At 70.8% G+C, this 3,764-nt stretch carries 1 protein-coding gene; it reads right to left on the minus strand.

Annotated elements, in window-relative coordinates:
* A partial coding sequence (locus ACODSD_RS24695; RefSeq protein WP_488878600.1) for a hypothetical protein occupies positions 1 to 3,764 on the minus strand: 3,764 nt, incomplete at both ends.

The following is a 3,764-nucleotide window of genomic DNA, read 5'->3' on the forward strand; positions in this document are numbered from 1 at the left end:
TCGTAACGCCGCTCGGTCACATAGCCCGCCTCATCGATGCTCAGGCTCGGACGGCCCGCCGCGTCGTACACCGTGCGCGTGCTCTGGTCTTTCTCATGGGTTATCAACCGCCCCGCCAGTTCAGCCGCCGTCAGCGTGGAGCTCAGGCCATACACCGATACCGGTGTCGCGTAGCGTCGGCTTTGCACCGCCTGCCCCGCCGCGTCGTACACCGTTTCCGTCATCAGACCTTGCACATTGAGGCTGTAACGCAAGCGGTCATTGTCGTCGTAGATGTAGTAGGCGGTTTTGCCCATCGCGTCGGTCTTGGACACCACATTGCCCTGGCCGTCGTATTGGTACACCGTGCTCTGCTTCAGCCCCTCCGGGTCCACCGTCTCCCGCACCCGACGACCGGCGCCGTCGTATTCGTATTCGGTGGTCTTCGCCTGCGCCGTCCCCGCCGCTTCCGTCACCCGGATCTGCCGTCCCTGGGCGTCGTAGCCGTAGGTGGTCGTCAGCTTGAGCCCGTCCGGATCGACGATCAGGCTGTGCAGCCGGCCCGCCGCGTCGTAGCGCTGTTCGGTCACCCGGCCGTTGGGCTCGGTTTGCCGCAGTACGCGGCCCTCCGCGTCGTATTCGGTGCGGCTGCTCAGTTTCAGGCCGTCCGGGTCCACGGTGCGTTGTAGCACCCGGCCCGCCGCGTCGTATTGGTAGACGGTGCGGGTGCCGTTGGCGTCGACGCTCTCGATCTGATGACCGGCGCTGTCGTAGCCGCTACGGGTGGTTCCCGCCGGCGTGGTGGTGCTCAGCACTTGGCCGTCGCGGTTGTATTGGTAGGTCGTCGCCTGACCCAGCCCGTCGATCAGTTGCACGGTGTCCCCGTGGCCGTTCTTCTGGGTGATGGTCTGGACGCCGTCCGCCTGGGTGACGGTGACGCGGCCGCTGGCTTCGTCGTAGGCGGTGGTGGTGGCGCGGCCCAGCGCGTCGATCTGGCGCAGCACTCGGCCGAAGGCGTCGTAGGCGTGGCTTTGACGGCCGCCTTGCGGGTCCTGGACGCTGATCTGGCGGCCCAGTTTGTCGTAGTCGATCCGGCTGCGGTGGCCGTTGGCGTCGACGCGCTCGGTCTGCCGGCCGAAGGCGTCGTAGCTCGAGCTTGATCCCAGCGCCAGTCCTTCGGCATCGCGGGTCTGGCTTTGCAGCAGGCCGCGCCGGTCGTAGGCGCTGGTCTGCACGCTGCTGCGCGCGGCGTCCAGCCGCTGCCGATAAGCCACGGCTTCGCCGAAGGCGTTGTAGCGCCATTGTTCGCGTTCGGCTTCCAGCCGGTCGCCGGCGGCGAGGCGTTGGCCCAGGCGGTTGTATTGGCTGGTTTCGAGGCGGTCGGCCTCGCTGCTCAGCCCGCCGGGCAGGCCGCTTTGGTTGCCGCCGTTCAGCGCGGCCAGCGCGCCGGCGCCAAGCCGAGTGGCGTAACGCTGGGTGGCGACGACGTCGCCGAAGGCGTTGTAGCGCACTTCGCTGATTTCGCCCAGGCTGTTGAGGGTGTGGCTGAGGCGGCCGGCGGCGTCGTAGTAGTACAGGGTGCGCGCGCCGGCGCCGCCCTGGCCGTCGGGCCCCAGGCTGGCGGTGCGTTGGCCGCCGGCGTTGTAGTAGTGGCGGGTGCCCCAGCGCGCCCAGACGGCGTCGATTTGCGGGGCGCCGGCGTCGGCGCCGAGCGCGGCCAGCGCCTGGGCGCCTTCGCCGGCCAGTTCTTGCGTCACCCGGCCCTGGCTGTCGTAGCGCTTGAGCTGGCTGCGCGCGTCGTCGCCGGCCTGGCGGGTAACGGCGATCACTTGGCCTTGGGCGTCGTATTGGTAGCGGACGATCAGGCCGCTCGGCCGGTGCTCTTCGCGCAGCAGCCGGTCGGCGGCGTCGTATTGGCGCTGCACTTGGCGGTCGTTGCGGTCGGCCGCCGGGCGCAGCGCGGCCAGCGTGTCGCCGCCGCCGACGCGGGTGGCGTAGCGTATCGTTTGCGCAATGCGCCCTTGGGCGTCGTAAACGGTTTCGTCGAGGTAGCCTTCGGCGTCGATCCGGCCCACCAGCCGGCCGGCGCCGTCGTACAGGCTGCGCGTGCGTTGGTCGGCGCCGTCGCTGGCCGGGCGCAGGGCCTCCAGCGTGTCGCCGGCGCGGGCGCGCTGCGCGTAGCGCACGGTTTCGATCGCGCGGCCGGCGCCGTCGTAGTGGGTTTCGCTCAGATAGCCTTCGCCGTCCAGGCTGGCCAGCAGCAGGCCGTCGCGGTCGTAGTAGCGGCGGCTGACGCGGTCGCCGGCCGGATCGGCCGCCGGCTGCAGTTGGGCGTCGGACGGGTCCAGTTCGCCGGGCTGGCTCGCCAGCGCCGCCAGTTGTTCGGCGCTCAGCCGCGTGGCGTAGCGGGTGCTGCGGGTCAGCCGGCCGGCGGCGTCGTATTGGTGGCGCTCGACGCCGCCTTCGGCGTCCACGGTCTGGACCAGGCGGCCCAGGCTGTCGTATAGCCGGCGTTCGATGCGGTCTTCCGTCGGGTTCGCCGCCGGACGCAGCGCGGCCAGCGACAGCGCCGCCGGGTCGCCGCTCAGCCGGGCGATGTCGATCCGGGTCGCGTAGCGCAGGCTGGCGATGATCTGGTCGTTGCCGTTGTAGCGCCATTCGGTGACGTCGCCGGCAGGATCGATCTGGCCGACCTTGCGGCCGCGTTCGTCGTAGAGCAGGACGCTGGCGGCGCCGTTGGCGTCGATCAGCCTGACCGGCTGGTGGCGCGCATTGTATTCGCTGCGCGCGGTGCCCAGCGGGCCGCCGGCGTCTTGCTGCACCACGGCCAGCAACTGGCCGGCCGCGTCGTAGCTGCTCACCGTGCTCAGGCCGTTGCTCAGGCTGACCCGGGTCTGCCGCTGCGCGTCCTGGTAGACGGTGGTGGTGGCCACGCCCGCACCGTCCCGGCTGCGCACCACGCGGTTCAGGCCATCGTAGAGGTAGTCGGCCAGCACCGCGCCGCTGACGCCGTCCAGCTTCTGCAGCAGATTGCCCGCCGGGTCGTAGACGTAGCGCACGCTGCTGTGCCGACCGTCGGCCACGCCCTTGCCCTCGCCGTCCAGGGTGGCGTAGCGGGTGGTGCTGGCCACCAGGCCGCGCAGGTCGTAGCCGGTGTCGCTGCGTTCGACGCGGGACAGGTCCTGCTTTGCCGCCCAGGCTTGCAGTTCGGCTTCGCCGGTGGCGTCGTCGGCGCCGGCGAACACGCCGCCCTGGTACAGCAGCCGGCTGACTTCGCGGCCCTGGGCGTCGTAGCGGCGCTCTTCCACCCGGCCTTCGGCGCTGAGGCTGAAGCGCAGCCGCAGGCCGCTGGCGTCGTAGACGTTGCGCCGGGTGCCGGCGCCGTCGACGGTTTCGCTCAGCAGCTGGTTCTGGGCGTTGTAACGGCGTCGGGTCTGCTGGTTCTGCGCGTCGCGCACGCCGACGCGGTTGCCGGCGGCGTCGTAGTCGAAACGGGCGGTTTGGCCGCGGCCGTCGGTGATCGCGCTGACTCGGCCGTGGCCGTCGTAGTCGAAGCGTTGCTCGACGCCGCCGCCGGCCACCCGTTGCAGCAGGCCGTCGCGGTAGTTCAGTTCGGTGCGCAGTCCGGCGGCGTCGCGGACCACGGTGCGCTGCCCCGCGGCGTCGTAGTCGAAGGTGGTGGTCAACGTCTGCTCGCCGCGCACGTCGCTGACGCTGAGCACGCGGTAATCGCCATCTACCTGCGCATAAGCGAAGTCCAGCCGGCTGCCGTCGCTCTGCTGCAG

The organism is Chromobacterium sp. FG22 (genome assembly GCF_057809415.1).